22 protein-coding genes are annotated in these 24076 nt (G+C 66.4%); 19 read left to right on the top strand and 3 right to left on the bottom strand.

Annotated features, from left to right (window positions below):
* Nucleotides 1-24 precede the first annotated feature (24 nt).
* The 4 genes from P8R42_26255 (at nt 25) to glmS (ending at nt 4830) form a co-directional block, all read left to right on the top strand.
* Entirely contained in the window at nt 25-504 is a 480-nt protein-coding gene (locus tag P8R42_26255) for a flavin reductase family protein (protein ID MDG2308094.1), read from the top strand.
* Nucleotides 501-1484 carry a BMP family protein gene (locus P8R42_26260; protein ID MDG2308095.1) on the top strand — a complete coding sequence of 328 codons (984 nt, stop codon included), beginning with the start codon at nt 501-503 and terminating at the stop codon, nt 1482-1484. The genes P8R42_26255 and P8R42_26260 overlap by 4 nt, the downstream gene beginning before the upstream one ends.
* On the top strand, nt 1481-2887 hold the full coding sequence (gene glmU, locus P8R42_26265; GenBank protein MDG2308096.1) for a bifunctional UDP-N-acetylglucosamine diphosphorylase/glucosamine-1-phosphate N-acetyltransferase GlmU: 1407 nt from the start codon (nt 1481-1483) through the stop codon (nt 2885-2887). Before P8R42_26260 ends, glmU begins: the two co-directional genes overlap by 4 nt.
* 113 nt (nt 2888-3000) lie before the next feature.
* The gene (glmS, locus tag P8R42_26270) at nt 3001-4830 is read left to right on the top strand and encodes a glutamine--fructose-6-phosphate transaminase (isomerizing) (protein ID MDG2308097.1); all 1830 of its coding nucleotides are present in this window, start codon (nt 3001-3003) and stop codon (nt 4828-4830) included.
* A gap of 15 nt (nt 4831-4845) precedes the next feature.
* Here glmS and P8R42_26275 read toward each other — a convergent pair whose 3' ends face one another.
* Nucleotides 4846-6054: a CoA transferase gene (locus P8R42_26275; protein MDG2308098.1), complete on the bottom strand. Its 1209-nt coding sequence runs from the start codon at nt 6052-6054 to the stop codon at nt 4846-4848.
* Nucleotides 6055-6145: 91 nt separating this feature from the next.
* Here P8R42_26275 and ribB point away from each other — a divergent pair, with 91 nt between their 5' ends.
* On the top strand, nt 6146-7327 hold the full coding sequence (gene ribB, locus P8R42_26280; GenBank protein ID MDG2308099.1) for a 3,4-dihydroxy-2-butanone-4-phosphate synthase: 1182 nt from the start codon (nt 6146-6148) through the stop codon (nt 7325-7327).
* Between the two features lie 266 nt (nt 7328-7593).
* Here ribB and P8R42_26285 read toward each other — a convergent pair whose 3' ends face one another.
* Nucleotides 7594-8175, bottom strand: coding sequence for an acyloxyacyl hydrolase (locus P8R42_26285; protein ID MDG2308100.1), 582 nt, complete (start codon nt 8173-8175; stop codon nt 7594-7596).
* Nucleotides 8176-8313: 138 nt separating this feature from the next.
* Between P8R42_26285 and P8R42_26290 the strand changes: the two genes are divergently transcribed.
* Nucleotides 8314-10044, top strand: coding sequence for a cytochrome c biogenesis protein CcdA (locus tag P8R42_26290; protein MDG2308101.1), 1731 nt, complete (start codon nt 8314-8316; stop codon nt 10042-10044).
* A 123-nt stretch (nt 10045-10167) separates the two neighbouring features.
* On the opposite strand, the gene P8R42_26295 is transcribed toward P8R42_26290, so the two are convergent.
* On the bottom strand, nt 10168-11070 hold the full coding sequence (locus P8R42_26295) for a GNAT family N-acetyltransferase (GenBank protein ID MDG2308102.1): 903 nt from the start codon (nt 11068-11070) through the stop codon (nt 10168-10170).
* A 118-nt stretch (nt 11071-11188) separates the two neighbouring features.
* Between P8R42_26295 and P8R42_26300 the strand changes: the two genes are divergently transcribed.
* The 13 genes from P8R42_26300 to P8R42_26360 all read left to right on the top strand — a co-directional run bounded on the left by P8R42_26300 (nt 11189) and on the right by P8R42_26360 (nt 24071).
* Nucleotides 11189-12802: a hypothetical protein gene (locus P8R42_26300; GenBank protein MDG2308103.1), complete on the top strand. Its 1614-nt coding sequence runs from the start codon at nt 11189-11191 to the stop codon at nt 12800-12802.
* Nucleotides 12803-12834: 32 nt separating this feature from the next.
* Nucleotides 12835-13830 (top strand): NAD(P)-dependent glycerol-3-phosphate dehydrogenase, encoded by a 996-nt coding sequence (locus P8R42_26305; GenBank protein ID MDG2308104.1) that lies wholly within the window; start codon nt 12835-12837, stop codon nt 13828-13830.
* A 74-nt stretch (nt 13831-13904) separates the two neighbouring features.
* Nucleotides 13905-14357, top strand: coding sequence for a hypothetical protein (locus P8R42_26310; GenBank protein ID MDG2308105.1), 453 nt, complete (start codon nt 13905-13907; stop codon nt 14355-14357).
* Between the two features lie 114 nt (nt 14358-14471).
* Nucleotides 14472-14630: a 50S ribosomal protein L34 gene (gene rpmH / locus P8R42_26315; GenBank protein ID MDG2308106.1), complete on the top strand. Its 159-nt coding sequence runs from the start codon at nt 14472-14474 to the stop codon at nt 14628-14630.
* A gap of 17 nt (nt 14631-14647) precedes the next feature.
* Complete coding sequence (gene rnpA, locus P8R42_26320) at nt 14648-15022, top strand: ribonuclease P protein component (GenBank protein MDG2308107.1); 375 nt, start codon at nt 14648-14650, stop codon at nt 15020-15022.
* Nucleotides 15019-15294 (top strand): membrane protein insertion efficiency factor YidD, encoded by a 276-nt coding sequence (yidD, locus tag P8R42_26325; GenBank protein MDG2308108.1) that lies wholly within the window; start codon nt 15019-15021, stop codon nt 15292-15294. The genes rnpA and yidD overlap by 4 nt, the downstream gene beginning before the upstream one ends.
* On the top strand, nt 15294-16961 hold the full coding sequence (gene yidC / locus P8R42_26330; GenBank protein ID MDG2308109.1) for a membrane protein insertase YidC: 1668 nt from the start codon (nt 15294-15296) through the stop codon (nt 16959-16961). Before yidD ends, yidC begins: the two co-directional genes overlap by 1 nt.
* Nucleotides 16962-17053: 92 nt before the next feature.
* Nucleotides 17054-18445: a tRNA uridine-5-carboxymethylaminomethyl(34) synthesis GTPase MnmE gene (mnmE, locus tag P8R42_26335; protein MDG2308110.1), complete on the top strand. Its 1392-nt coding sequence runs from the start codon at nt 17054-17056 to the stop codon at nt 18443-18445.
* A complete protein-coding gene (gene mnmG / locus P8R42_26340; protein MDG2308111.1) occupies nt 18445-20310 on the top strand; it encodes a tRNA uridine-5-carboxymethylaminomethyl(34) synthesis enzyme MnmG in 1866 nt (621 codons plus the stop codon). The genes mnmE and mnmG overlap by 1 nt, the downstream gene beginning before the upstream one ends.
* Before the next feature lie 3 nt (nt 20311-20313).
* Entirely contained in the window at nt 20314-20970 is a 657-nt protein-coding gene (rsmG, locus tag P8R42_26345; GenBank protein ID MDG2308112.1) for a 16S rRNA (guanine(527)-N(7))-methyltransferase RsmG, read from the top strand.
* A gap of 112 nt (nt 20971-21082) precedes the next feature.
* Nucleotides 21083-21877, top strand: coding sequence for an AAA family ATPase (locus P8R42_26350; GenBank protein MDG2308113.1), 795 nt, complete (start codon nt 21083-21085; stop codon nt 21875-21877).
* Between the two features lie 16 nt (nt 21878-21893).
* A complete protein-coding gene (locus P8R42_26355) occupies nt 21894-22823 on the top strand; it encodes a ParB/RepB/Spo0J family partition protein (GenBank protein ID MDG2308114.1) in 930 nt (309 codons plus the stop codon).
* A 654-nt stretch (nt 22824-23477) separates the two neighbouring features.
* Entirely contained in the window at nt 23478-24071 is a 594-nt protein-coding gene (locus tag P8R42_26360; protein MDG2308115.1) for a polymer-forming cytoskeletal protein, read from the top strand.
* The last annotated feature ends 5 nt before the right edge of the window (nt 24072-24076 follow it).

Here is a 24076-nt window from a genome sequence, read left to right on the forward strand (position 1 = left end):
CAGCGAACCAGGGGAGACAGCGAGATGGCAGTCGATCAGCAAGAATTCCGCGGCGTCATGGGGCACTTCGCAACCGGAGTGACCGTGATCACCACCCACGACGGCAACGGCCAGATCTTCGGGCTGACGGCCAACGCAGTGAGCTCGGTCTCGCTGAACCCGCCGCTTCTACTGTGCTGCGTCGACAAGAAGGCCGAGAGCTACGGCGCCTTCGGCGCCTCGAAGGTCTTCGTCGTGAACATCCTGTCGAACGATCAGGAAGTTCTGTCGCGGAAGTTCTCAAAGTCTGGCGGCGACAAGTTCGAGGGCATCGGCTACAAGGTCGGCAAGACCGGGGCACCCGTCCTGAACGACGTTCTGGCGCACCTCGAGTGCGCGGTCCGATACGACTTCGACGCCGGCGACCACACGATCTACGTCGGCGAGCCCGTCGACATCGCCATGGACCAGGAGACCGACCCGCTCCTGTACTTCCGCGGAGGGTACCGGAACCTGCGCGCATGAAGCAGCCCCAACAAACCGGGCTCCTTACCCTACTCGGCGCACTGGCCCTCTTCGCGCTGAGCTGCGCCGAGGCCCCCAGCGGAGGCGGCAACGCTTTCAAGGTCGGCCTTCTCACCCCCGGCCCCGTCAGCGACGGCGGCTGGAACGCCGGCGCGTACGAGGCCCTGCAAGAGATCCACAAGCAGCTGGGCGCCGAGATCAGCAACCAGCAGGTCGCGACCCCGGCCGACTTCGAGCAGGGATTCCGCGGGTACGCCCAGCAGGGCTACGCGTTGGTCTTCGGGCACGGCTTCGAGTTCCAAGACCCGGCGATGCGCGCCGCGAAGGACTTCCCAGACACCGACTTCGTCGTAAGCTCGGGCAGCGTCTCGGCGAAGAACGTCGCATCCCTCCAGTTCGATCTCGACCAGGCGACCTATCTGGCCGGGATGCTCGCCGCGTCCTTGTCCAAGACCGGGCGGGCCGGATGCGTCGGGGGGATCGAGCTTCCGGTCATCAAGAAGACCTTCGATGGGTTCATCGCCGGTGCGAAGAGCGTCAATCCAGATTTCGTGGTTTCGACCGCCTATACCGGAAACTTCGAAGACGTCGCGGCCGCTCGGGCCGCCGCGAGCGCGATGATCGCGCAGGGCGCCGATTTCCTGCTGCACAACGCGGACGCCGCCGGTCTCGGGGTGTTCCAGGCCGCGAAGGATCACGGGGTCCTGGCGTTCGGATCGAACGGTGACCAGAGCAGCGCCGCCCCCGATACCGTCCTCGCGAGCGCCGTGATTTCGATCCCCGCCGCGTTCCTCCAAATGGCTCGCGAGGCCAAGGAGAAGCGCTTCGAGGGGCGCGTCGCCCAAGAGGGGCTCGACGGTGGCGTGATCCAGTTGGTGTACAATCCGCGCCTCGAAGACCGGGTTCCGCCGGAGGTAAAGGCCAAGGTGGCCGAGGCCGAAGAGAGGATCCGCGAGGGGAAACTGCAGGTAAAGCCATGAGCGAACCGCGAGATCTAGCCATCGTCATCCTCGCCGCCGGAAAGGGCACGCGGATGAAATCCGCGCACGCGAAGGTCCTTCACCCGCTCGGCGGCCGGGCCCTCGTGCGGCACGTGCTCGACACGTGCAGACCGCTCGGCGCCGGGCGCACAGTCGTGGTCGTGGGCCACCAGGCTGAGACCGTCGAGAAGGCCTGTGACGGCTACGGCGCGAAGTTCGCATTGCAGACTGAGCAGCGCGGTACGGGCCACGCGGTTCTGATCGCGCGAGACGCCGCCTTGGGCGCTTTTCGGGGCGACGTGGTCGTTCTCTACGGAGACGTGCCGCTCCTCACCGAGGGCACGATCCGACGACTGCTGGCGAAGCACCGCTCGACCGGGTCCGCCGTGAGCCTGCTCACGTCGGTGCTGGAGAACCCGTTCGGCTACGGCCGAATCATCCGCGACGACAGCGGTGCGCTCGTCCGGATCATCGAAGAAAAGGACGCAACGCCCGAGGAACGGCTGATCCAGGAGTCGAATCCGGGCATCTACTGCATCCAGTCCGAGTTCCTGTTCCAAGCGCTCGACCGTCTGAAGCCCAACAACGCTCAGGGCGAACTCTACCTCACCGACGTCATCGGACTCGCGGTGGACGACGGGAAGCCGGTCGCGACGGAACCGGTCGACGGCGACGAAGTCGTCGGGATCAACTCCCGCGCCGACCTCGCGGGTCTCGAAGGCGTGCTGCGCCAGATCACCGTCCGCCGCCATCTCGACGCCGGCGTGTCCTTCCTCGACCCGACCACGGTCTGGATCGAGGCCGATGTGACGATTGGGCCGGACACCGTGATCGGGCCCATGGTGCAGCTCCGCGGCCAGACGAAGATCGGCCGCGACTGCACGGTCGACGGAAACGCCTTCCTCGTCGACGCGGAAATCGACGACGAGGTCCACCTCCGCTCCAACGTCGTGCTCTCCGAGTGCAAAGTCGCCAAGCGCTCCGTCGTCGGGCCGTTCTCGCACCTGCGGCCCGGGGCCGACCTGGGGCAGGACGTCCACGTCGGGAACTTCGTCGAAGTGAAGAAGTCCGTCGTGGGCAACGGCACCAAGGCCAATCACCTCGCCTACATTGGGGACGCCACCATCGGGACCGAGACGAACATCGGCGCCGGCACAATCACCTGCAATTACGACGGGTTCGTAAAGCACCCGACGATCATCGGCGACCGGGTCCAGATCGGCAGCGACAGCCAATTGGTCGCCCCGGTGACGATCGCAGATGACGCCTACGTGGCTACCGGTACGACCGTCCGCCACGACGTCGAGGCGGGCGCGCTGGCCTTCAATCCCAAGCCAGATCAACGCCGGGCCGGGTGGGTCGCACCCTTCCGGGAGCGGAAAAAGCGCGAGAAGAACGGCTGAATCCCCGACGGACCCGTTCGCCTCCCGCTAAAGAACCGCATTGCCCCGGACGATTTATCCACGATACAGTTGCGGATTCGCTGCCAGGCAGGCGGCGTGCGGAGTCGAATCATATGTGCGGAATCATGGGTTACATCGGTGAGCAGGAAGCGAGCCGGATTCTGGTCGGCGGCCTACGCCTGCTCGAGTATCGCGGCTATGACTCCGCGGGCGTCGCGACCCTGGTAGACGGGAACATCGAGGTCCGTCGGTCCGTCGGAAAGCTCGTGAACCTCGAAGGTCTGCTCGCCGAGACGCCCCTCACCGGCAACATCGGGATCGGCCACACCCGCTGGGCGACCCACGGGCCGCCATCCGAAGAGAACGCCCACCCTCACCGCGCCGGGCAGGTCGTCGTGATCCACAACGGGATCATCGAGAACTACCTCGAGCTGAAGGAGGACCTCGTCAAAAAGGGCCGCACCTTCCAGTCCGAGACGGACACCGAGGTCATCTCCCAGCTCATCGACGAGCACATGACCCAGGGGATGGACTTCACGACCGCGGCCCGGACCGCCGTAAAGCAGCTCGAAGGCTCGTTTGCGATCGTCACGTTCTGCCAAGGTGACAAGAACCGCCTGCTGACGTTCAAGACCGCGACGCCCATCGTGATCGGCCTGGGAGAGGGCGAGAACTTCGTCGCGTCCGACGTGCCCGCAATCCTCGAGCACACCCGCAACGTCCTCTTCCTCGAGGACGGCGACATGGCCGAGGTCACCCGCGAAGGCGTGACCGTCACCACGTTCGACGGCGAACCCGTAAAGAGGGAGCCCAAGCGCATCACCTGGGACCCGATCACAGCGCAGAAGGGCGGCTACAAGCACTTCTTGCTCAAGGAGATCAACGAGCAGCCGCAAGCTCTCATCGACACGATGCTCGGCCGCATTCGCCAAGAGGAGGGCACCGTTTCCCTTCCGGAGCTCGACGAACTCGGAAGCGACTGGTCCAAGATCGACCGAATCTATCTCACGGCCTGCGGTACCGCGTGGCACTCGTGCCTGGTGGGCAAGTTCCTCTTGGAGGAGATGGCCCGCATCCCGGTCGACGTCGACTACGCGAGTGAGCTTCGATACCGAAAGCCGATCCTCGGCCCACGTTCCCTGCTGATAGCGGTCTCCCAGTCGGGCGAAACGGCGGACACGCTCGCCGCCGTCGAAGAAGCCGCGGCGTCGGGCTCCAAGGTACTGTCGATCTGCAACGTGGTCGACGCGTCGATTCCGAGGAAGGCCGACGCCGTCGTCTACACGCACGCCGGACCGGAAATCTCGGTCGCCAGCACCAAGGCGTTCACCACGCAGCTCACTTCGCTCTACCTCCTGTCGCTCCACGTCGGCCGCCAGCTCGGTCGGTTCGACGAAGGGAAAGGGCGCGCGCTCGTGCACGATCTCGTGAAGCTCCCGAGCCTCATCGAAGAGACCCTCACGCGCGGCAAACAAATCGAGAAGATCGCCAAGAAGTACGGCCACGCGAGCGACTTCCTGTTCCTCGGCCGCGGCATCAACTACCCGATCGCGCTCGAGGGCGCGCTCAAGTTGAAGGAGATTTCCTACATCCACGCCGAGGGGTATCCCGCCGGCGAGATGAAGCACGGCCCCATTGCGCTCATCGACGAGCAGCTTCCGGTCGTGGTGCTCCTGCCCCGTGACGAGATGTACTCCAAGACGCTGTCGAACCTCAAAGAGGTAGAGGCCCGCGGCGGGCGGATCATTGCGATCACCGACTCTCCGAGCCCGGAGCTCGAGGAGATCGCCTGGGAGGTCGTGACGATCCCCGAGGTGAACCACCTCCTCACGCCGATTCTATTGTCGATCCCGCTGCAGCTGCTCGCGTACTACGTCGCGATGTACCGCGGCACCGACGTCGACCAGCCGCGCAATCTCGCAAAGAGCGTCACGGTCGAGTAGCCCGGCGGCGCGAGGTCACGGGATCGTCCCGTCCTCCTTCATGCCACCGATCTTCTCCCAGTCGTAGCCGAGTTCGAGGAGGACCTCCTCGGTGTTCTGGCCGACCTCGGGCGCGGTGCGTCCGGGGGCTCCCGGGGTGCCGAGAAAGTCGACCGGTGTGGCGAGTTGCTCCGGCTCACCGGCCGCGCCATCGAACGGCACGACGCCCCCGCTCGCGCGAACCTGCGGATCGTCCGCGACCTCGTTCGCCGTCTGCACGGGGGCCCACCAGACGTTCTCACGCTCGAAGATATCCGCCCATTCGTCACGGGTCTTCGTGGCGAAGATCTCGTCGAGGAGCCCGACGAGCCATCGTCCGTTCGTCCGCCGGGTGACGATGTTCATCGTACGCTCGTCGGCGACAAGATCCGGGCGCTCGATCGCGCGGCAGACGTCGGGCCAGTGGCGATCGGCCTCGAGACAAATCAGCCAGAACCAGCGCCCGCAGGAGGCGCGATAGCCATTGGAGATCGGATTCGGCGCGGCTTCCCGCGGGCTGGGCGGCGCTACGTCTGCGCCGAAACGAAGCTTCGTCGCGACGTCCCAGCCAACGACGTACATCCCTGTCCGCAGAAGCGACGTGGCGACGTGCTGGCCCTCGCCCGTGCGCCCGCGCGCGACCAGGGCGGCGCAGATGGCCGAAGACGCCGAGATCGCCGTCGTATGATCGCCCATGCCCCCCCGCTGCATCGGCGGGGTGCCGCCGGGCAGCGTGAGCATCCCGGCAACGCCTGCCCGGGACCAGAACGCGCCGATGTCGTAGGCCGCCCGATCCCGATCGGGCCCCTCGATGCCGTAACCGGTGACCGAACAGTACACGAGCTTGTGGTTGCGGCCCGACAGCGTCGCGTAGTCCAGGCCCATTCGCTCGAGCGCACCGGGGCGCAGATTGGAGAGGAACACATCCGCGCCATCGCAGAGCTCCCGCGCGATCTCCCGGCCTTCCTCCCGCTTTAAATCCAGCGCGATGGAGCGCTTCCCCCGATTGTCGAGCTCGAACGGGGGATTGAAGGGAAGGTCGATCCCCACGGCGGTGACGAAGACCCCGCGCATGGGGTCGCCGCCTTTGGGCGGCTCGATCTTCACGACGTCGGCCCCCCAGTCCGCCAGAATGCCGCCCGTCGCCGGCCCGGCGACCCAGAATCCCAGTTCTACGACTTTAATGCCCTCGAGTGGCCCTGCCATGGCGGATTGGTCCGGCAACTCGGGCCACAACGCAAGCCGCTGGGAGGCGGGTTGCGCCGCCGAGAGCCCCGGCGCTACGTTTTCCTTCGAAATGTCCAGTATTTCCCCAAACGACGGCAGCCCCCAGGAAACCGAGTCCGGCTCGATCGCCACGATCGAAGAGGCGATCGCCGAGTACCGCGCCGGCCGGATGGTCATCGTGCTCGACGACGAGGATCGAGAGAACGAGGGCGATCTCTGCATGGCCGCGGAGAAGGTCACGCCCGAGGCGATCAACTTCATGGCGAAGGAGGGCCGCGGGCTGATCTGCCTGCCGGTCACCGGCCAAAAGCTCGCGGAGCTCGGCCTGCCGATGATGGTGTCCGAGAATACGGCGCCGCTGGGCACCGCCTTCACGGTCTCGATCGACGCCCGGCACGGCGTCGGCGCCGGCATTTCGGCGGCCGACCGCTCACAAACGATCCTCACGGCCATCCGCGACGGCGCCCTTCCGTCCGACATCCGCACGCCCGGGCACATCTTCCCGCTGCGCGCCCGCGATGGCGGGGTCCTGGTGAGGACCGGCCAGACCGAGGCCGCCGTCGACCTCGCCCGCCTAGCCGGCCTCAAGCCGGCCGGGGTGATCTGCGAGATCATGAAGACCGACGGCACGATGGCCCGCCTCCCCGATCTCAAGATCTTCGCGAAGAAACACAACCTGAAGCTCGTCACGATCGCTGACCTGATCGGTTACCGGCTGAAGAACGACTCCCTGGTCCACCGGATCGCGGAGGCGCCGCTTCCAACCGCATTCGGTGGGGAGTTCAAGGCCTGCGTCTACCGAAGCGACGTCGACGGCGGCGAGCACCTGGCCCTCGTGAAGGGCGACGTCACCCCCGAGAAGCCGACCCTCGTGCGGGCCCACGCCGAGTACCTGCCGGGAGACGTCTTCGCCTCGGTGAAGCGCAACACGGGGGACCTCCTGCACCGCTCGATGAAGATGATCGCGGACGAGGGGTGCGGCGTCGTGCTCTACCTGAAAAGGGACCCCGGCTCGGAAATGTTCGCTCCGCGGGGCGACGCCTCGACCAAAGAAGACGGCACCGACAAGGCCCGGCCGAGCACCATGTCGTCGGAGCGACTCAGCGAGTTCCGCGAGTACGGGATCGGCGCTCAGATCCTGCGCGACGTCGGCGTCGGGAAGATTCGGCTGCTCAGCAACTTCCGCCGTCGCCTGGTGAATCTGCCCGGCTACGCGCTGGAGATCGTCGAGACCGTCCCGCTGGACGTCTAGCCGGGCGAGGACACCGCGTCCTCGACGAGTGCCGCGAAAAACGGCTGAGGTCAGGCCGAATCTGCCGCTAGAGGCCGGATCGACCGTGAGCACCGAGGCCTACTTCGCACGCGTCAGGGGTTCACTAGAGGCCAAAGTCCCGTCGCACTGCACACTTAGTTTCTTGCATCGAGCAGACCTTAGCTTCCCTTAGCTTCGGCCTCGGAAATCGCGAGCTTCTTCAGGTGGGACCCCGGCCCACGAGCCTGAGGATTAAGCCGTGCCGGTCAGCGCTTCGGGAACGACTCGAGACCGATCAAGAAAAAATTCGTGTTGAGCCCCGCATTGGGGCCCTTGATCCCGGCGTTCGAAATGTGGCGGATGCGCCACGAGAGGGTCAGCGCGACCTGGTCGCTCAAAAACGTGTGGAGCCCCACGCCGACAAAGGAGGCGAACTCGAACGGCCCGGCCAGGTTGTGGCCCTGGAGGCCCGTGTACATCGCACCAACTCCGCCGATGCCGTATGGAACAAATCGCTGCCCCGCATCGTAGTCCAACTTAAGAACGAGGGGAGCGATTCCAGCCTCAAAGGCGTCCCCCGGGGCGTCGAACACCCCGGCGATCCAGCCCTCCACGACCCATTTCAGGTTGAGGTCGTACTCGTGAAGGGGCTCGTCCACGGCGTCCGGCAGGAGCCAGGCGGCCCGACCGAACAGGGGCACCAGGAAGATGTCATCGTCCGATGGCCCGTAGCCCGAGAGCAGACCCCACTCCTGGACACCGGTCCGGTCCTCCCCGAGGGCCGGCAGCGCCCCGACCGAGGTCGCGGCAATCAAGATCGAGAGAAAGAGCCCAGAGATTCGTCGCATGCTAGCCTCGCCAGAAAGATGAACATTCCCGAATTAACCCGAGACCCCAGGACCTGCAACCGCCCTGGCAACCGCCCTGGCAACCGCCCTGGCATCAGCCCTGGCGTCAGCGCAGGGGCCGGCTCGGCAACCGCGCTCGTGGTCTCCCTTGCCGTTCTACTCGCCGCCAGCGCGGCGCACGCGGGCCCTCCGGTCGTGAAGCTCGGCGGCCACATCGAAACCTCCGAGGCAGGGTCCGTGTCGGTTCGGGCGATCGTCGAGATCGCGTCGGGCTACCACATCAACGCGCACGTCCCCGACGAGCCGTTCCTAATCCCGACCGTCCTGACGCTGGGCGCAGACGGAATCGAGTTCGCGAAGCCCACCTACCCCGAGCCGGACTCGCAGGAATTCGAGTTCGCCCCCGACAAGCCGATGCTCGTGTACGACGGAACGATCGAGATCCTCGCCGGCGCGAGCCCGAAGCCCGACGGCCCCGTCCACGCCAAGCTCCGCTACCAGGCCTGCAACCACGAGCGATGCCTCCCGCCGACGACCGTCGAGGCCTTCCTCGGGAAGCGCAGCGCCGCCGCCGCCGGCGGGACCACGGCCCGTCTCGCCGGAACCGGTACGGACGACTCCTGGCTGTTCAGCTGGCTTCAGGGCGCGAGCCTGCCCGCCGCACTCGGCATGACGCTCCTGTTGGGCCTCACGCTGAACCTGACCCCGTGCGTCTACCCGCTGATCTCCGTCACTCTGGGCTTCTTCGGGACCCAGGCGAACGACGGCAAGAAACCCTGGCCCCTCGCGATCACCTACGTAATGGGCATCACCCTGAGCTTCGCCGCGTTGGGCGTGACGGCCTCGCTAGCCGGAGGCCTCTTCGGCGCTCCGCTCCAGCACCCGGCCGTCCTGGTGAGCCTGGCCCTCCTGCTGGGGACACTCTCGATGTCGAGCTTCGGGTTCTTCGAGCTCCGCGCCCCCAGCGCTCTCATGACCCGTTTCGGGGGCGCCTCCACCGGGCTCGGTGGGGCGTTCCTCATGGGGCTCACAATGGGGATCGTCGCGGCACCGTGCATCGGGCCGGTGGTGCTCGGGCTACTGGTCTACGTGGGGTCCGAGCGCGACGTCTGGAAGGGTTTCCTGCTGTTCTCGTCGATGGGGCTCGGTATGGGGTTGCCCTATGTTTTTCTGGCGTCGGCGGCCGGATCGCTCGACAAGCTGCCCCGCTCGGGTGAATGGCTCTCCTGGATGAACCGTCTCTTCGGCGTGCTGCTCCTGGGTATGGCTGTCTACTTCGTGTCGCCTCTTATCGGCCACGACTTCATGCAGATCTTCTTCCCTCTCTTCGTCGCCGCGGCGGCGGTCTACCTCGGCTTCCTGGAACCGTCCGGACGCAGCCTCCGTGGGTTCACGATGGGCCGGCGCCTCGCGGGCTGCGCGGCGCTCGTGTTCGCCGCCTGGATCGGGCTCTCGTCCGCGCAAGCCGGCCCGGGAATCCAGTGGCAGCCCCTCACGCCCAAGGCGCTCGGTCGGGCCCTCACGGCGCGACAGCCGGCTATCGTGGAATTCTCGGCCGAATGGTGCCTGCCGTGCGTCGAGATGGAGCACTCGACCTTCACCGACCCGAACGTGCTTCGGGATGCGCGCCGCTTCTCGATGCTGCAGGCCGACGTCACGGAATCGAGCGACGAGAACGACCACCTCCTGGAGGAATTCGGCGTTCTCGGCGTCCCCACGATCATCTTCTACGACAGCGCCGGCCACGAGGTGGACCGGGTCGTCGGCTACGTCGACGCCCAGGAGTTCCGCACGCTCATGCGACAGGTCGGGGGCGCGTCCGCCCCGGCACCCAAACCGCTGCCGCCGAAGATCGCCGAACCCGCCTGAACCGCTCTAGGAGCCTGACCCAAGATGGGTCGCGGCGATCATCGCGGCGCGGTCGCGAGCCGCAGGCGACCCACGAAGCGAGCGCGGATGGGTCGGCGTGAGCCATCTTGGGTCAGGCTCCTCCTAGCCCGACTCGGGAAACAGGGTCGGGATGTAGTAACCGCGAAACGGCTCGAAGTCGCCGCGGACCATGTAGGTGCACAGCGAGTGGACCTCGAAGCCGGCCTCGTACATCGCCGACAACAGGTCGTGATGCGAAGCCGGTATCAGGAGCCGCGTATCGGTTCGCAGAGGCAGGTCGCGGGTCGCGGCCTGGATGAGATCGAGCATCGTATCGAGATCGCGGGTGACCGCAGGTCCCAGCACGGCGACACCACCGCGGACGAGCCGCGCCAGACTGCCCTCGATCCCCGGCTCCCCGGCGATCAGGATGTCCCCCATCCGCAGGAAGAGGTCATGATCCTTCGGGCGATCGACCCCGACGACCTCGCGCTCCAGGGCGACGATCGACCCGATCTCGGCCGGCGTCGCGCGACGCGTGGACGCTCGGCGGCCGACATCGGGCCGCGACCGGAAGCTCCCTCGAACGAGGGTCTCCCGAGCCACGAAGTCCACCCGTCCGTAGAGGCAAAACGAGGTCTCGTTGAAGGCGTCCTGGATCAAGCGCAAAGAACGAACGCCCGCGTCGTCGGCGCGCGCACAGATCTCACGCATCAGCGTCAAGCCACAACCGGCCGACTGATGCGCGGGATCGATCGTGATCGGGCCTGCGCCCCCGGTCTCTCCCCGAACGTGCAGGAAGCCACTCCCGACGACACGGTCGCCGAGCACGACCACGAGGCAGTGCTCCGGGTCGAGCGAGCGATACGTCTCGGCGATGACCGCTCCCACCGCCTGGTCGGCGACGACGGGACCGAAGCCTCGTCGGCGGTACATTTCGTTGAACGCGCTGCGGAAGATCGTCGCGACGCGGGGCAAGTCTGCCGACTCCATCGGCCGGACGCCCGCCTCAGATCCGTATGACACCCGCCGCTCCGCCTGGCTCGCCCCGCACGAGTCTCCTATAGCACTTCTCGCCTGTAGCTCTGCTCGGGGGTGTGCCCTGCTCAGCAACTTCTATTTCCATGACGCGCGGCTGGACCTGGTGCCTACGGAGCACCTCGCGTCCGACGGCATCGACGGCGACTTCGCCCGTGGCCTCGCAGCTCGGCCGAGCTGGTCCGAGGCGCACGTCAAGATGCTGGAACAGGGCGTCGCGCTGTATTGGACCCGCTACGACGAGCTCTCCGCGCGGGCGCCCTACCTGAGCCCGCCGCGCCTCCGGAGCCTCGGAATCGTGCTCGACGGAGCGGCGATCCGGCCGTACGCCCAGATCCTGAACGAGAGCGTCTGCAAACTGTATCTGGACGACCTGAACCCGGATCGCGGGCATCCCGAGTTCGTCGCGTACGCGCTGGCGCTGGAAGAACGGGCGGCCGAGACCGGCGAGCTGCTGCGCGCCGCCGTGCACCTCGCTCCGTGGTGGTTCGAGCGATCAGACGAGGAGTGCGCGGCGTTCGCTCACGCCGCGGACGGCTCGCAGCGGCCGGATGCGCTGCTCTACCGAGCCATCGCGGGCGCGCTCCCGTGGCTTCGTGAGGTCCGTCACAAGACCCTGCGGCCCGCGCGCAAAGGGGCGCCCTACCGGGAGATCCCCGGCACCGGGCTGCTGATTCCGCGCGCCTACGAGAGCGCCCCGGACGCGCTGATCGGCCAGGTCCAAGCCGCCGCGACGGACACGCTGCGGGCCTTCCACGCGCAGCACCGCCCACCGGCCGACGCGGCTCTCGACGGACTCGAGAAGTGGCTCCGAGACGAGCGCCCCGACCTGCTGGTGACGGACGAGAAGCGGGTCATCGTATGGGAGTCCGACCGCGCCGCGGACACGGGGGCGCTCCGGCGACGACTCGAACGGGCCGGCCCGGAAGTCGTCTCCCACCTGCGCGGCGACCTCGAGTGCATCGCCGAACACAGCCGACGTTTCACCGCCTCGGTCCGAACCCCGAACGAGCTGCCGCGGCCGGACGCCGACGCGGCGCTGGGTGGCTACACCTTTCTGCACCACGAGCGCGGTTTAATTGCGTACAATCTGGACGAGCCTGGGATCGAGCGCCTGCTCAGCCCCGGAATCCCTTACGCGCGCGCGATGCTCGGGGCCCGCACCCTTCACGAGTGGGCCCACCTCGCGGTCGACGCGGGCTGGGTGCCGCGGTCCGTGGACTCGGCCGGATGGCTCGCCCTGCGCAACCGGCTCGTCGCCCGGCTCACACAGACAATCGACGAACTCCCAAAGCCCGTGCGGCGGATCGTGGCACCCGACCTCGCGGAGCTCGGGCAGTACCGGCCCCCCGCGGAGAGCCTTGCCGACATCTTCGAGCGACGCCTCCCCGACTTCCAGGCGAACCTCCTCGCCACCCGGCACCAGAGCGACGTCGAGCGTGAGGCGTACGTCCGTCAGAACATCCGGCCGCTACGAAGCGAGTTCCCTGCGGCCCAGGTTCTGAGGATGCTCGTTCGATACGTGTACGAGCTGCAGTACCTAGGCTTCAGTCAGATGGAAGACCCGCGAACGTACTTCTACGAGATGACGTGGTTCGAGGCGGACTTCTTCGACACGGGCATCCTCGACGAGTCCGCACTCGATGAGTTGTCCGCCGCCGCCGCCGCTCTGTGCCTTGCGCACCAGGTCGACGACAGCCGCTTCGTACGCACCACTTGATTCCACCCGCAGCTACATAGATCAATCGTCCCATGGGCATGACCGTTTTAGGAGCTGGTTCTTGGGGCACCGCACTCGCAATCCAGCTCTGCCGCGCCGGACATTCCGTGATGCTCTGGGGGCGAGACCCCGAACACGCGAGAGAGATGGCCGAGACGCGGGAGAACCGACGCTACCTCTCCGGCTTCCATTTGCCGCCGCCTCTCGCGCCTACCGCCGATCTCGCGCAAGCCGTCCGCTCCGCGAACGAGCTGCTCGTCGTGGCCATTCCCTCGCATGGAGTTCGCGAGGCGATGGAGGCCGCGCGGGCACACATTCACGCGGAGGCGGTTATCTGCAGCGCCGCCAAGGGGATCGAAGAGGGCACTTCCAAGCGGATGAGCGAGGTCATCGCCGAGGCGTCGGGATGCGGCGACCGGGTCTCGGTCCTGACGGGCCCGAGTTTCGCACGCGAGGTCGCCGCGGAGAGGCCCACCGCGGTGATGGCGGCCGCTGCCAACGAGGAGACCTCGCAGTTCGTGCAGCACGCGTTCGCCTCTCCGATGTTCCGGGTCTACGCCTCCGAAGACCCGGTCGGAGCCGAGGTCGGTGCGGCCGTGAAGAACGTCATCGCGATCGCAGCCGGGGTGAGTGACGGGCTGGGTCTCGGTCACAACACCCGGGCCGCGATCATCACGCGCGGACTCGCCGAGGTGAACCGCCTTGCGATCAAGCTCGGCGCGGACCCCCTGACCGTCACCGGACTCGCCGGCATGGGCGACCTCGTCCTGACGTGCACGGGCGAGCTGTCGCGGAATCGCTCTGTCGGCATCAAGCTCGGCCAGGGCGAAAAGCTGAGCGAGATCCTCGAGAGCATGAGCCAGGTCGCCGAGGGCGTTCGGAACACGATCGCCGTGGACGAACTCGCGAAATCCGCCGGGGTCGAGATGCCCATCACGACGCAGATGCGCTGCCTACTCTTCGAGGACAAAGCCCCGCGTGAGGCGATGGTCGCGCTCATGACCAGGCAGCTGAAGCACGAGTTCTAGCTGGGCCGGGGCCGGGGCTTCCGACCGCCCCACGCCCGATGGATTCCCTCCCCGCCGTCCGTTACCAAGCCCGGATGGCGAACAAGGGAACCTGTAAGGCCGACTCCTGCGAAAAAGACGTCGAGGGGAAGGGCTACTGCAAACAGCACTACCGCCTCTGGAAGCGCGGCGACATGCCGAAGGGGCGCTACGACACCTGTGTGGCAGAGGGCTGCCACAAAAAGGTGTCGAAGAGCATGCGCTGCGAGGAGCACCAGAAGATCAAGCCCGTCGAGCCCGCGGCCAAGCCGGCGACGCCAGCTCCCGCAGTAGAGGCACCGGCAGTAGAAGCACCAGCCGCAGAGGCACCGGCCGCAGAGGCACCAGCCGCAGAAGCACCGGCCGCAGAGGCACCCGCCGCAGAAGCACCCGCCGCCGCAGAGCCGGCACCGGCGGCAAAGACCGAGGCTGCTCCCGCAGCGGAAGCGGCTCCGGCCGAACCCGAAGGGGAAGACAAGGACAAGCCCGAGGCGCCCGCCGGGGGCTGAGCAACTCACCCTCGGGGTACCCGTTGACACCACGGGAGCCGAATGGTTTTCTCCAGGGTCGCCCTCTCTCGACCGAGAGAGGCGCAATTCAACTTCTAGTGACAGGCGAGCGAGATGAAACGGACGTATCAGCCCAGTAATCGGCGCAGGAAGCGCACCCACGGCTTCCGCGCGCGTATGGCCACCGCCGCAGGCCGGCAGGTGATCAAGCGCCGCCGACGCAAAGGCCGCAAGCGCCTCAGCGCCAGCATCCCGCCCAAGCAGCCCGGCTAAGCCGGTCGAGGCGGGACTTGGGGGACACAACCACGAGCTCCCGCGCTCAAACGCTCCCGAAGGCGGCCCGTGTGCGCAAGCGCACGGACTACCTCTCGATACAGAACGGCGGAAAGCGGCTGTCTACGCGCCACTTTCTGGTGGTTTATCGGCCCGGGCGCAACACCGATGCCCGTCTGGGGATCACCGTGACAAAGAAGATCGGCTGCGCCGTGATTCGAAACCGCGTGAAACGAGCCGTGCGGGAAACCTTCCGGCAGGCCCGACGGGACCTTCCTGCGGTCGATCTCGTCGTGATTGTACGAAAAGGTGCGGGGGCCCTGCGGATGCCGGAAGTCGCGGCCGAACTCGCGCCCGCGCTGAACCGGCTCCCCGGCGAGGCGACATCGTGACGAACGCCGTCGTAGACCTCCTGCGAGCCTTCCTGCGGGCCTATCAGCTTCTCTTGTCGCCCTGGGTCGGGCCCGCCTGCCGCTTCGCTCCGAGCTGCTCCGAGTACGCTCGCGAGGCCCTTCTGCTCCACGGACCCCTGCGCGGCACCCTGCTCTCCGCTCGCCGTCTCGGAAAATGCCATCCCTGGCATGCCGGCGGCGTCGATCTCGTTCCACCCGTCGAATCCCCGCGTGCGGACGCGGACATCGTCAAAGCCCGGAGTCACGCCTGATGGATCGCCGCACTCTGCTCTTCGTCGCCATCTCGGTGTCGATCATCGTCCTTTACCAGGAGTTCGTCCTGAAGCGGTACGCGCCGACGCCGACCCCGGTGGACGCACCCATCACCGCCACCGACGGACCGGCGGAATCGCCGAGCGGAGCCGCTCCGGCGGCTCAGGTGGCGGCCCAGGCTCCCGCCGTCGGAACGGATGACGTCGCCCCACTCCTGCCCGAGACGGTCACCAAGCCGATCGAGGGCCAGCGAATCCGGGTCGAGACGGACCTCTACATCGCCACGTTCACGACCGTCGGCGGACGCCTCGAAGACTTCCTACTCAAGAAATACCGGGAGACGAACGCTCCCGACAGTCCGCCGTTGTCTCTCGTCCTACCGGCGCCCGAGATCGAGTTGCCACTCGGGATCGAACTTCGCGGCGCCCGTGCATGGCGCGATTCCAATCAGGTCTACCAAGCGGATCGGAGATCTCTGTCCCTCGCGGGAAGCGACACCGGCACACTCACGCTGCGAACCACGTTCGACGGTCAGCCGATCGTAAAGCGCTTCACCTTCCGCGGGGACACCTACCCGATCGACATGGTCGTGGAGACGCCCCCCTCCGACGTGCTGCCGCCGGAAGTCACGCAAGCCACCCCGGACGGCAAGGCCGCCGCGGTTGCACTGCTCCTCACCCGAGCCCGCAAGAAGAACGAAGACGGTACGACGTTCGAGGGCCCGGCGGCCTTGGTCAACGACGAGATCGTTCAAACAGCGTTTGATGACCTCGAAGGTCCTGAGGTGATCGACGGGGCGGTCGAGTGGGCCGGCTTCGAGGATCACTACTTCCTAGTCGCGGCGGCTCCCGAGAGGGCCGTGGGCATTCGCATGCTCCCCAAGGGCAACGCCGTCGAAGAGAAGATTCTCACACCGCGCGCGGCGACCGGTCCGACGAACCTCGCCTTCACACTGTACCTCGGCCCAAAGGACCGCCCCACCCTCGAAGCAGCCGGCCACGGCTTCGCCAAGGGGCTGCAGTTCGGCTGGTTCGCACCCATCGCGCTCATTCTGCTCCAGGTGCTGGAGTACTCGCACGGGTTCACTGGGAACTGGGGCGTCGACATCATTCTGCTGACGCTTCTCGTCAAGATCTTATTTTGGCCCCTGACTCGGAAGAGCTTCGCGTCGATGCGGGACATGCAGAAGGTGCAGCCTGAGATGGCGCGCATCCGCGAGAAGTACAAGGACGATTCGCAGAAGATGAACACGGAAGTCATGGAGCTGTACAAGCGCCATGGCGTGAATCCACTGGGGGGCTGCCTGCCGATGGTGCTGCAGATCCCGGTCTTCATCGGGCTCTACCAGCTCCTTCAGAACACCATCCAGCTCCGCCACGCGCCGTTCGCCTTTTGGATCACCGATCTGGCAGCCCCGGAAAGGCTACAGATTCTTGGATACGGCATCCCGGTCCTCACGCTGCTCCTCGGCGCCTCCATGTTCCTGCAGCAAAAGCTCTCGCCGCAGGCGGGGGATCCCAACCAGCAGAAGATCATGATGTTCATGCCGGTCGTCTTTACATTTATGTTCATCGGATTCCCCGCGGGCCTCACGATCTACTGGCTGGTGAACAACCTCCTGACGATCGGCCAGCAGTGGTGGATGCTTCGCGCTGCGCCGACCTGATCCACCCGTAAAGCGTAAAATTAAAAATCGTCGCTCGCCCTCCAGGTGGCAGCGCGACTCCGTCCGGAAGCTAGTAAGAAGGCCTGAAACCGATGGCGGCCTATGTCGAAGACACGATCGCGGCCATCGCGACCGCGCCGGGACCCGGCGCGATCTCGATCCTGCGAGTGAGTGGGCGAGAGGCTCGTGCGGTGGCCGCGCGAATCCTGAGGGCGGGGGCAGGCCGCGCAGTCCCCCTTGAGTTGGCGGATTCCCACCGTGCCCGCACAGCCCGACTGGTCCGCGCTCCAGACGGTGATCCGATCGATGACGTTCTGGTCGTCCCGATGTTGGAGCCACGCAGCTACACGGGCGAGGACACAATCGAGATCCACTGCCACGGCGGTCGCGTGATCGCCGATCTCGCGCTCCGCGCCGCCCTGACCGCGGGCGCGCGAAGTGCCCGGCCGGGGGAGTTCACCGAGCGGGCATTCCTCAATGGCCGGCTAGACCTGTGTCAGGCGGAGGCCGTCGCAGACATGATCGCGGCGAACAGCGAAGCCGGCCTCGAGGCCGCCCGACGCCAGCTCGACGGAGAACTCTCGCGGAAGGTGGCCAGCGAGCGGGACCGCATTCTTGATACCCGCGCCCTGGTCGAGGCGCATCTGGACTTCCCCGAGGACGACCTGCCCCCCGGAGTCGAGGCGGAGCTTCAGGCGGACATCCAGGGGGTCCAGGGCGAACTCCGCGCCCTGGCAGAGACCTTTGCCCGCGGCCGGCTGGTCCGGGACGGTCTTCGCGTGGTGCTGATCGGGAAACCGAACGTAGGCAAGTCGTCCCTCCTGAACGCACTCCTCGGGCGCGACCGGGCACTCGTGAGCGCCGAGCCCGGCACGACCCGGGACTACCTCGAGGAGCCGCTGGCGATCGGCCCCCTGCAGGTTCTCCTCTGCGACACTGCCGGGATCCGGGAAGCCGAAGGCGACGTGGAACGAGCTGGTGTCGAACGGAGCGCCGAGCGCTTGGCCGAGGCCGATGTGGTCGTTCTCGTGCTGGATGGATCCCGTGCCCTGGAGCCGGCCGACCAGGCGCTTTACGGGCGGATCGGTACGACGCCCGTGGTCGCCGTGAGGAACAAATCGGACCTGACGCCCGTGTGGGAACGTCCGGACGGCGGGTGGGGAGGGCTCTCCTTCCTTTCCGTATCCGCTACGACGGGCGAAGGTGTGGCCGAGCTGACAGCGGCCGTAGAGCGAGCCGCGCCGGAAATGGAGGGCCGCCAGGATGGGGTCCTGGTTACCAACGCCCGACACTACGAGCGACTGGAGCGGGCGACCACCGCCTTGGAGGAGGCCGCCGATCTTCTGCGCGGGGAGGAGGGGGAGCTCGATCTGGTGGCGGCGGCGCTTCAACTCGCCTGCAGCGCCCTCGACGACCTCGTGGGCCGAACGGACAACGAGGATGTGCTAGACCGCGTGTTCAGCAGGTTCTGTCTGGGGAAGTGATGCACGACACAGATGTCATCGTCATTGGGGCCGGCCATGCCGGAATCGAGGCTGCTCTCGCAAGCGCCCGAATGGGCGCGCACACGCTCCTCCTGACCCAGAACCTCGACCACATCGGGCAAATGTCCTGCAACCCGGCGATCGGCGGGGTGGGCAAGGGCCACCTGGTTCGTGAGATCGACGCGCTGGGCGGCGAGATGGGCCGCGCGATCGACGCCACTGGGATCCAGTTCCGGACGCTCAACACCCGCAAAGGCCCCGCGGTCCGCGCCACTCGAGCTCAAGCCGACAAGGCCGAGTACCGCCGCTACATGAAGAATGCGGTCGAGAACGTGCCGGGCCTCGGCGTCCGGCAAGGTTCCATCGAGCGCCTCCTGATCGAAGGAGAGCGAGTGGTGGGGGCCGAGACCGAGCTAGGCGAACGGTTCCTCGCAGCCGCTGTCATCGTCACCACGGGGACCTTCCTTCGGGGCCTGATTCACGTGGGAGATCGCAACCGGGCGGGCGGGCGGGCCGGCGATTCAGCGGCGATGGGCCTCAGCCCGCAGCTCGAAGAGCTGGGCTTCCAGGTGGGCCGGCTCAAGACGGGCACGTGCCCACGGCTGGATGGGCGGACGATCGACTGGGACGGCCTCGAAGTACAACCGGGCGACGAGCCTGCACCCGCCTTCTCCTTCCGGACCCGTGCTATCGAGCAGACTCAGATCCCCTGCCACATCACGTGGACGACAAAGGCCACACACGACATCATCCGCCGAGGCCTGGATCGGTCCCCCATCTTCAGCGGCCGGATCAAGAGCCGAGGGCCGCGGTACTGCCCCTCGATCGAGGACAAGATCGTGCGCTTCGCGGACCGCGATCGCCACCAGATCTTCCTCGAGCCCGAAGGCCGCGACACGGTCGAGGTCTACCCCAACGGGCTTTCGACGGCGCTGCCCCTGGACGTGCAGCTGGAGATGGTGCGGACGATCCCAGGGCTCGAACGCGCGGAGATCATGCGGCCCGGCTATGCGATCGAGTACGACTTCGTGGACCCGCTGGAGCTCCGACCAAACCTTGAAACCAAGCGGATCAAGGGGCTGTTTCTCGCCGGCCAGATCAATGGCACCACCGGATATGAAGAGGCGGCCGCGCAGGGACTGATGGCAGGAATCAACGCGGCACGGGCCAGGGAGGAGAAGCCGGCCGTGATCCTGAAGCGCTCCGAGAGCTACATTGGCGTGCTCGTGGATGACCTCGTGACCAAGGGAGTGGGGGGCGAGCCGTACCGCATGTTCACCTCCCGGGCCGAACATCGGCTCCTGCTGCGGGAGGACAACGCGGACACCCGACTATCTTCGCTGGGCAACGAGATCGGCCTCCTGCCGGACGCCGAGATGTTTCACGTGAAACATCGGCACGACGCCGCCGCTGAACTCCTTCGGGCTCTGGCCGCCCACAAGGTTCCTGCGAGCACCCACACCAACGCGCTCCTGGAGGCCAGGAGCACCACCCCACTGCGGCAAGGAACCAACGCGCTGGAACTCCTCCGCCGGCCCCAGATCGACTGGCAAGCGCTGTCGAGTCTTGGTGTGCCGACACCAGCCGACGGGCGAGTCGCAGAGTCGGTCCGCCTGAACATCCGCTACGAGGGCTACGTCGCGCAGCAGACGAGGCTGGTCGCCCGGTCGGCCAAGCTGGAGGAAACGGCGATACCCGAGCACCTGGACTTCGCGGGGATCCACGGCCTGTCGACCGAGATCCGGGAGAAGCTCGCGAGCGTGCGTCCGGCGACACTGGGGCAGGCAGCCCGGATCCCCGGAGTGACGCCGGCGGCAATCACCATCCTCGGCGTACATCTCCGCCGGAAGTCCGGCGCCGCCTGAACCGTGCCCCTTTCGCCGGAGGAGCGGCGGGCCCTCGAGGCCGGGGCCCGCGAGCTAAGCGTCGAACTCGACGAGGGGCAGGTCGCGGGCATCGGGCAGTACCTGGACCTCCTCGCCGGGTGGAACCTCCGGACCAATCTCCTCGCGACGAAGGATCGCGCAGGTCTCCTCGAACGCCACATCGTGGACTCCCTTGCTGCGGCGTCACTCGTGAGCGAGGCGGGGCCGGGCGCCAGGGTCCTCGACATCGGAAGCGGTGGTGGACTGCCCGGCGTGCCACTGGCGATCGCGTGCCCCGACGCGCGCATCACGCTTCTCGAGCCGCGCCGAAAGAAGGTGAGCTTCCTGCGGCAGGTCTCGCGACAAGGTTCGACGTGGAACATGTCGGTAGAGGGCTGCCGCACGGACGAGTTAGCGCAGAGAAGCGTCGAGCCGTTCGACGTAGCCGTGAGCCGCGCCGTGTTCGCGCCCGACGCGCTCCCGGCGGCCGCGGCCCCCCTGGTCCGAGCCGGAGGCCTGCTCGTCAGCTTCACGACGGGCCAGTCCGCGCCAGCTGCAACGGCCGTGGCGGGCTTCGAAGCGCCGGAGGTCCAGGAATACCGGTTGCCGGCGCATCCGGCAGCGTTTCAACTGGCGGCGTGGCGCCGCCGGAAAAATTGAGTGTTTTCAGCACATCCGCGATGTTTCACGTGAAACATCGCGACTAGTTTCGCGAAATTGGGCCCTAAACTTCACAACCTGCCCCCTCATCTGCTAACTCGGTGAGGCCACCATGGGTAGAGTAATCGCGATCGTGAACCAGAAGGGTGGGGTCGGGAAAACCACCACGGCCGTCAATCTCAGTGCTGGATTGGCCATGGCCGGCCATTCCGCTCTGCTGATCGACATGGACCCGCAGTGCAGCGCCACCAGCGGCGTCGGCATTCGGCTCACCCAGGAGGAGGCCTCGACCTACGACGTCCTCCTGGGACAGTCAACTGCAGAAAACGCTCTGAAGAAGACGATGCTGCCGAGCCTGCAGGCGATCGGAGCAAGCCAAGATTTGATCGGCGCCGAGATCGAACTCGTCAATGTAGAAAAACGAGAAGAGCGCCTCAAGAGCGCGCTCAGCTCGCTCCGCTGGCGTTACGAGTTCATCATCATCGACTGCCCCCCATCCCTGGGGCTCGTCACCCTGAACGCCCTTACGTCAGCTGACTCCCTGCTGATCCCGGTTCAGTGCGAGTACTACGCCCTCGAGGGCCTCACCGCTCTCATCTCCACGATCGGGCTGGTGCGAGAGCAGCTCAATCAGGAGATCGACATCGAGGGCTTGCTGCTCACAATGTACGACGGACGCAACACCCTTTGTCGGCAGGTCGCCGCCGACATCCGGGAACATTTCGCTAAAAAGGTGTTTGAAACCCTCATCCCGAGGAATGTTCGCCTGAGCGAAAGCCCGAGCTACGGCCTTCCAGCCCTGCTCTACGATCCGGCTTCCAAGGGCGCAGTTGCATACGCTGAGCTCGCAAAAGAAGTCGCCGCGAAGCACGCCCCCAAGGCTCGCTCTGCTACAAACGATGTTTGATTCTGAGGAGTAGGGCATGGCTCAACCGCGGAAGGCACTCGGCAAAGGAATCGGCGCTCTCATTCCCTCGGCGGCACCAAGGCGGCAGCCGATGGCGCCTCCGCCCCAGCCCGCCGCCCCCGACGGGGATCGAGTCGAAAAGATCGCGCTGGATGCGATCGAGCTGAATCCGAACCAGCCTCGCGTCCACTTCGGGGAGTCCGACCTCCAGGAACTGTCCGCCTCCATCGCCGAGCACGGGGTCCTACAGCCGATCCTCGTTCGGCCGTTGCCCGAGGGACGCTATCAGCTCATCGCCGGTGAACGCCGCCTGCGCGCGAGCCTGCGCGCAGACCTCGCGGACATCCCGGCCCTCGTCAAGCCAATGAATGACGACGAGAGTCTGCTGGTCGCCATCATCGAGAATGTCCAGCGCGCAGACCTGAATCCGCTCGAAGAGGCGCAGGCGTTCCAAGTCCTCCTCACCGAGTTCGAACTGACCCAGGACGAAGTGGCGAAGCGCGTCGGTAAGAGCCGCCCGGCCATCGCCAACGCGCTACGGCTCCTCCACCTGCCCGAGGACACTCAGCAGGAGATCCGGGCCGGGCGAATCAGCGCCGGACACGCACGGGCCCTGCTCGGCCTCGAAGATCCGGGCGCTCGCGAGACGCTCACCCGCCAGATCATCGATGGCAGCCTGTCTGTCCGCGAAGTGGAGAAGGCCGTCCAGGAGAAGCGGACGAAGCCGGCGAGCAAGCCCGCACCCAAGGCAGATCCCGACGTCGCAATCATGGAAGCCGACCTGAGCCGGGCCCTCGGAACCAAGGTCTCCATCGCGACGACCCACTCCGAAGACGGACGAGGCCGTGTCGAACTGAGCTTCTACTCTCACGACGACCTCGCCCGGCTCGTCGACCTTCTGCGAAGAGCGGCGCACGGCTCGAAAAGCCGCTCCGCCCGGGCCTGACCTCCCAGCGTTCCGCTACACCGCGCGCCCACACCTCGCACCACAGAGGTGCCTGAACCCCCCGGCCACGCCGACTTCGAGACGTGACCTGATCTGCACGATCGGGGCACGCGAGGCACTCCCACGCCCCGTAAGCCTCCAGACCGAAACCGGGGAGCACCGCCCCAAGAACGAAATGCTGCGCATGCCCCTGGGCCGAAGACCAACCTTAAGGGGCGAGACTCGCTGTCGAAGCGGCGCGACTCCCGCGCCCGGCCGAGATAAGCAGAACCTCCCGTGCCCCCCGGAGACCAGGACGAACCACGGACGAAACCCCCACCACGAACCGCCACAAGAGTGATGATCAAAGAAACCGCCGAGATTGATGAACGCCCCTGCCTCGCTGCTTCGGAGCCCAGACCGACTACCATCCCGCTCTAAGAAAGATCCCTGCCTGAGACTTGCAGGATCGTGGGGAGTCCCGCCCCCGCGCGCCAAAACCAGCTATCGGCGCGCCTAATGGAGCGACCCCCATTTTTGACACCCGCGCTGTTCGTGTGGTACCAAAGCGCGTTTGTGGCGCGACGCTGTGGCCGTGTCGGGTGGGCTCTTTTCTGACGCTTCACGGCCCTGGCTCTACACACGCTCACGAACACTCGTCGCACGGAACGATCGATGGCTCTCTTCAAGAAGGACCGCGGGGATTCCGCCGGTCAAGGCTCCGACCCGCAAGCGGGTGGACGCACCGATGCGTCCGGAGCCCACGCTGAAGCAGCGCCGACGAAGGGGGAGGGGAACACGATGGCGGGGCAAGCAATCGGTGCAGAGAGAACACCCATGAGCGGCGCAGGAACGGAAAACGCCATGCTCGGTCGCGGTACCCGGGTTTCGGGCAAGATCACCTTCGAGGGCAAGGCCCGGATCGACGGCCAGGTCGAAGGAGAGATCGTGGCGGCAGACAACCTGGAGATCGGCGAATCCGCTCTCGTCAACGCTCAGATCAACGGCACCGTCATCATAGTTCAAGGAAAGGTCACGGGCGACCTCACGGCGAGCAAGAAACTCGAAATCCGCGCGCCCGGCCGACTCTACGGAAACGTTACGACTCCGAGCCTCGTCATCGAGGAAGGCGTCATCTTCGAGGGACACTGCTCCATGGGAGCGAAAGAGGGTCAGGCCGGCGATCGGGTGACTCTCCTGGCCAAGGAGGAAGGCTCCGGGACCGCAGCGCCGGCAGCACGCGCGGCGGCGGCCTCGAACAGCAAGTAGGAAAG

This window comes from Candidatus Binatia bacterium (assembly GCA_029243485.1).
Classification (GTDB): Bacteria; Desulfobacterota; Binatia; order UBA12015; family UBA12015; genus VGTG01.